Origin of the sequence: Micromonospora sp. S4605, from assembly GCF_003176715.1 — a bacterium.
In the GTDB taxonomy this organism is placed as follows: Bacteria; Actinomycetota; Actinomycetes; order Mycobacteriales; family Micromonosporaceae; genus Micromonospora; species Micromonospora echinaurantiaca.
Window position 1 is genome coordinate 1 of record NZ_QGSW01000429.1, and the last position, 5,234, is coordinate 5,234.

Sequence of the window (5,234 nt, forward strand, 5' to 3'; positions counted from 1 at the left end):
GGCTTTCCGGCGATCCTGCACGCGGCGCCCCGGCCGGGGTCGCATGCCGCGCGTGGCAGGGGCGGCGACCCAAGATCGCGGGTGGGTGGTCAGGGTGTGGGGGAGTCGAGGGGAAGCAGGAGGCAGCTGGAGGTGGCGTGGGCGACCAGCCGGGACCGCGCGTCGACCAGCTTCGCCTCGGCCAGCGCGGTGCGGCGGCCGCGCTGCAGGACGGTGCCCTCGCAGCGCAGGACCCCCGAGTCCACGGTGACCGGACGCAGGAACTTCACGTTCAGGTCCAGCGAGGTGTAGCCGACGCCGGCCGGCAGCGTGGTGTGCACGGCGCAGGCCGCCGCGGTGTCCAGCAGGGTGGAGATGACCCCGCCGTGCACGGTGCCGAGCGGGTTGTAGTGGAACTCCTGCGGCACCAGCTCGACCGCGACCCGGCCCTCGTCGGCCTCCATCCGGGTCATGTCGATCAGGTGCATCACCGGCGGCGCGGCCAGCTCACCGGCGATCATCGCGCGGAGCAGCTCCAGCCCGCTGCGCCGGCCGACGAGCGCGGCGTTGAGGCCCGGGTCGGACCAGGAGAAGGTACGGCTGCGCGCCTGCGTCTGTGTCATGGACTCAGCCTGGCAGCCCGTTGCTGAGTCTGTCAATCAGACCTAGCCTGAAGGGCATGAGACCCCCTGCGCTGGACTGGTCGGTGGAGAACTGCACCATCGCCCGGGCGATGGCGGTGCTCGGCGAGAAGTGGACCCTGGTGGTGCTCCGCGAGGTGTTCAACGGCGTACGCCGCTTCGACGACATGCGGATCCGCACCGGGATCCCCCGCCAGGTGCTCACCAACCGGCTGGCCACCCTGGTCGAGGAGGGGGTGCTGCGCAGGCAGCCGTACCGGGAGCCGGGCAGTCGGGAACGGCACGAGTACCGGTTGACCGAGAAGGGGCTCGACCTCTGGCCGGTGCTGGTGGCGGTGCTCGGCTGGGGGGACCGCTACCTGGCCGACCCGGACGGCTCGCCGTTGAGCGTCGGGCACCGCGACTGCGGCGGCGAGGTACGCGTCGAGCTGCGCTGCGAGCGGGGGCACCCGGTGACCGCGGCGCGCGACGTGGTGCCCCGGCCCGGCCCGGGAGCGCGCCGCCGGGCCGACTGACCGCCCCCGACGCCGGCGGACGGTGGGCGCGCGGACGGGACGGCCGCCCGCGCGCCGGGGCCGTCGCTACCAGCGGAAGCCGGCGGCGTACGAGACGCTCGCCAGCACCTGCTGGCCGCTGGTGTTCGGGTGGAAGTAGTCCCAGCCGGAGAGCTGGCCGAGGGTGAACGGGTAGCCGAACACCGCGTTGCCGTCGAACAGGCAGTTCGCGCCGTACGCGGCGCAGGCCTGGGCCAGCTGGGTGTTGTAGTCGACCACCCGCTGCCGGACCCGGGCCCGCCGGTCCACGTCGGCCTGGGCGGTGGAGGTCGGGTTGGCCAACATGGACTGGCAGATGCCGAAGAGCGACCAGGCGGTGCGGGCGCTGCCGCTGGTCCGGCCGACCGACCAGAGCCGGTGGATGTCGGGGATGCTGATCACCAGCACCCGGGCGGTGGGCAGGCCGGCCTTGAGCCGGTTGAGCGCGGAGTCGATGTTCGCCCGGAAGGTGCTCACCGGGGTCATGCTCGACTCCGAACTGGTGCAGGCGTCGTTCGCGCCGATCAGCATGGTGACGTAGCCGACGCCCTGGCTGACCGCGGTGCCGGCCTGCCCGTACATGTCGGCCGACTTCGCACCGGACCGGGCGTCGTTGTGGTTGCGGCCACCGATCGCCGGGTTGACCGTACGGATCCGCAGGTAGTGGCTGTTGACGGTGGCGTAGTCGCCGGTGCTGAACGACCGCGCGGTGCAGTCGACGTACCAGCCGCAGGCGTTGAAGCCGCGGGTGATGGAGTCGCCGAGGCTCGCCATCGAGCTCGGCGGCGAGCAGGGTGACGGTGGCGGTGGCGCTGGCGAGGGCGGCCAGCGCGCGGCGGGCGAGGGACATGGCGGCCTCCGGATCGCGGGTGCCAGAACTGCGCGGTGGCCAGATCGTATAGATGACGCTCTCTGTCCACAATGTTGCGCCGGTGTTACATCGGGGCGCTGGGTCAATACGGGCAAACCAGGTCTTGCCGAGGATCTTAAACATGTGAATACTTCACTCAGTCCGGCCGGTTGTCCCCAGCTCGGCCGGCATCGCCCTCGGGCCCGTCACCCCCGGCGCGGCCCTGTCACCCCCTTCCGGGAGGTTGTTCCATGCGACCCACGAGGTCATCTCTCCGTCGCGCCGCCACCGTGGCCGCGGCCGGAGCCCTGGTCGCCGGCTCGCTGCTCGGCGCCCCCGCCCAGGCGGCACCCGCGGCTGCCACCCCCGACGCCGCGGCCGGCCTGGCTGAGCGACTCGGCGACCGGTCCGCCGGCACGTACGCCGACGCCAGCGGCAAGATGGTCGTCACCGTGACCGACGCGGCCGCCGCCCGCGAGGTCCGGGCGGCCGGCGCCACCCCGAAGCTGGTCACCCGCGGCGCCGCCGAGCTGGCCCGGGCCACCACCGAACTGGAGAACGGCGCCAAGATCCCGGGCACCGCCTGGTGGACCGACCCGGCGACCAACCAGGTGGTGGTCTCCGTCGACAGCACGGTCACCGGCGCCAAGCTGGAGCGGGTCAAGGCGGCCGCCGCGCGGACCAACGGCGCGGTGCGGATCGAGGCCGAGCCCGGTGTGCTGAGCACCCGGATCTCCGGCGGCCACGCCATCTACGCCGGCGGCGGCGGGCGCTGCTCGCTCGGCTTCAACGTGCGCAGCGGCAGCACCTACTACTTCCTGACCGCCGGGCACTGCACCAACATCTCCTCCAGCTGGTACAGCAACTCCAGCCAGACCAACCTGCTGGGCACCCGGGCCGGCAGCAGCTTCCCGGGCAACGACTACGGCATCGTGCGGCACAGCAACTCCGCCAACGCGGCCGGCAACGTCTACCTCTACAACGGCAGCTACCGCGACATCACCGCGGCCGGCAACGCGTACGTCAACCAGTCGGTGCAGCGCTCCGGCAGCACCACCGGCCTGCGCAGCGGCCGGGTGACCGCGCTCAACGCCACGGTGAACTACGCCGAGGGCTCGGTCTCCGGGCTGATCCGCACCACCGTCTGCGCCCAGCCGGGCGACAGCGGCGGCCCGCTCTTCGCCGGCAGCACCGCCCTGGGCCTGACCTCCGGCGGCAGCGGCAACTGCACCACCGGTGGCACCACCTACTTCCAGCCGGTCACCGAGGCGCTGAGCCGCTACGGCGTCAGCATCTTCTGACCGAACGCACGCCAGCGGGCCGCCGGGTGATCCCGGCGGCCCGCCCGCGTGTCCGGGCCGGGTCACGCAGGGTAGGAGCGCCCGGTGCCAGCCGGCACCGGAGGACCCTGACAGAATGCGGGGAGCAGACGTGTACCGCAGATGAGGAGACGCAAGTCGTGATCCGTACCCATGACGCCGGCAGCCTGCGCGCGACGGACGCCGGCACCACGGTGACGCTCGCCGGGTGGGTGGCCCGCCGGCGCGACCACGGCGGCGTGATCTTCGTCGACCTGCGCGACGGCTCCGGCGTCGTCCAGGTGGTCTTCCGCGAGGAGGACGCGCACGCGCTGCGCAACGAGTTCTGCGTCCGGGTGACCGGCGAGGTGACCCGCCGCCCCGAGGGCAACGAGAACCCCGACCTGCCCACCGGCGAGGTCGAGGTGACCGCCGCCGAGCTGGAGGTGCTCTCCGAGGCCGCGCCGCTGCCGCTGCCGGTGGACGACCAGGTCGAGGCCGGCGACGACGTCCGACTCCGCTACCGCTACCTGGACCTGCGCCGCAGCGGGCCGGCGAAGGCCATGCGGCTGCGCTCGCGGGCCAACCAGCTGGCCCGCGCTGTGCTGCACGAGCGGGACTTCCTGGAGATCGAGACCCCGACGCTGACCCGCTCGACGCCCGAGGGCGCCCGCGACTTCCTGGTGCCGGTGCGCCTGCAGCCCGGCAGCTGGTACGCGCTGCCGCAGTCGCCGCAGCTGTTCAAGCAGCTGCTGATGGTCGGCGGCATGGAGCGGTACTACCAGATCGCCCGCTGCTACCGGGACGAGGACTTCCGCGCCGACCGGCAGCCGGAGTTCACCCAGCTCGACATCGAGATGTCCTTCGTCACCGAGGACGACGTGATCGACCTCGGCGAGGCGATCGTCGCGGCGCTCTGGTCCGACCTGGCCGGGCACGAGATCTCCCGGCCGATCCCGCGGATCACCTGGCACGACGCGATGGCCCGGTACGGCTCGGACAAGCCGGACCTGCGCTACGGCGTCGAGCTGACCGAGCTGACCGACTACCTGCGCGGCACCGAGTTCCGGGTGTTCGCCGGCGCGATCGACGCGGGCGGCTACGTCGGCGCGGTCGTCATGCCGGGCGGCGCGGCGCAGAGCCGCAAGGAACTGGACGGCTGGCAGGACTGGGCCAAGGCGCGCGGCGCGCGCGGCCTGGCGTACGTGGTGCTCGACGCGGAGACCGGCGAGGCCCGCGGCCCGGTGGCGAAGAACCTCTCCGAGGCGCACCTGGCCGGGCTGGCCGACGCGGTCGGCGCCAAGCCGGGCGACGCCATCTTCTTCGCCGCCAGCGCCAGCACCCGGGAGGCGCAGGAACTGCTCGGCGCGGCCCGGATCGAGATCGCCAAGCGGGCCGGGCTGGTCGACGAGAGCGCCTGGGCGTTCTGCTGGGTGGTCGACGCGCCAATGTTCGAGCGCACCGACGAGGGCGGCTGGACGGCCGTGCACCACCCGTTCACCTCGCCGAACGCCGACTGGGTGGACCGGTTCGAGGAGGCGCCGGACCGGGCGCTGGCGTACGCGTACGACATCGTCTGCAATGGCAACGAGATCGGCGGCGGCTCGATCCGTATCCACCGCGGCGACGTGCAGCGGCGGGTCTTCGACCTGCTCGGCATCACGCCCGAGGAGGCGCAGGACAAGTTCGGCTTCCTGCTGGAGGCGTTCAAGTACGGCCCGCCGCCGCACGGCGGCATCGCGTTCGGCTGGGACCGGGTCTGCATGCTGCTGGCCGGCGCGGACTCGATCCGCGAGGTGATCGCGTTCCCGAAGACCCGCGGCGGCTTCGACCCGCTGACCGGCGCGCCCACCCCGATCACCGCCCAGCAGCGCACCGAGGCCGGCATCGACGCCAAGCCGAAGCCGCAGGCCGCCCCGCACACCGGCACCGC

At 72.9% G+C, this 5,234-nt stretch carries 5 protein-coding genes; 3 read left to right on the forward strand and 2 right to left on the reverse strand.

The window, feature by feature from the left end:
• Positions 1-89: 89 nt before the first annotated feature.
• Positions 90-602, reverse strand: a complete 513-nt coding sequence (locus tag DLJ47_RS33270; protein ID WP_088994842.1) for a PaaI family thioesterase — start codon at positions 600-602, stop codon at positions 90-92.
• A gap of 56 nt (positions 603-658) precedes the next feature.
• Between DLJ47_RS33270 and DLJ47_RS33275 the strand changes: the two genes are divergently transcribed.
• On the forward strand, positions 659-1,135 hold the full coding sequence (locus DLJ47_RS33275) for a winged helix-turn-helix transcriptional regulator (RefSeq protein WP_088994841.1): 477 nt from the start codon (positions 659-661) through the stop codon (positions 1,133-1,135).
• Positions 1,136-1,201: 66 nt separating this feature from the next.
• Here DLJ47_RS33275 and DLJ47_RS33280 read toward each other — a convergent pair whose 3' ends face one another.
• Positions 1,202-1,927 (reverse strand): SGNH/GDSL hydrolase family protein, encoded by a 726-nt coding sequence (locus DLJ47_RS33280; RefSeq protein WP_233258156.1) that lies wholly within the window; start codon positions 1,925-1,927, stop codon positions 1,202-1,204.
• A 327-nt stretch (positions 1,928-2,254) separates the two neighbouring features.
• Between DLJ47_RS33280 and DLJ47_RS33285 the strand changes: the two genes are divergently transcribed.
• Together DLJ47_RS33285 and aspS are read left to right on the forward strand one after the other, a co-directional pair.
• Positions 2,255-3,304: a S1 family peptidase gene (locus DLJ47_RS33285; protein ID WP_109906069.1), complete on the forward strand. Its 1,050-nt coding sequence runs from the start codon at positions 2,255-2,257 to the stop codon at positions 3,302-3,304.
• 158 nt (positions 3,305-3,462) lie between these two features.
• Positions 3,463-5,234 (forward strand): aspartate--tRNA ligase (aspS, locus tag DLJ47_RS33290; protein ID WP_109906071.1); only part of this gene is annotated, 1,772 nt, incomplete at its 3' end.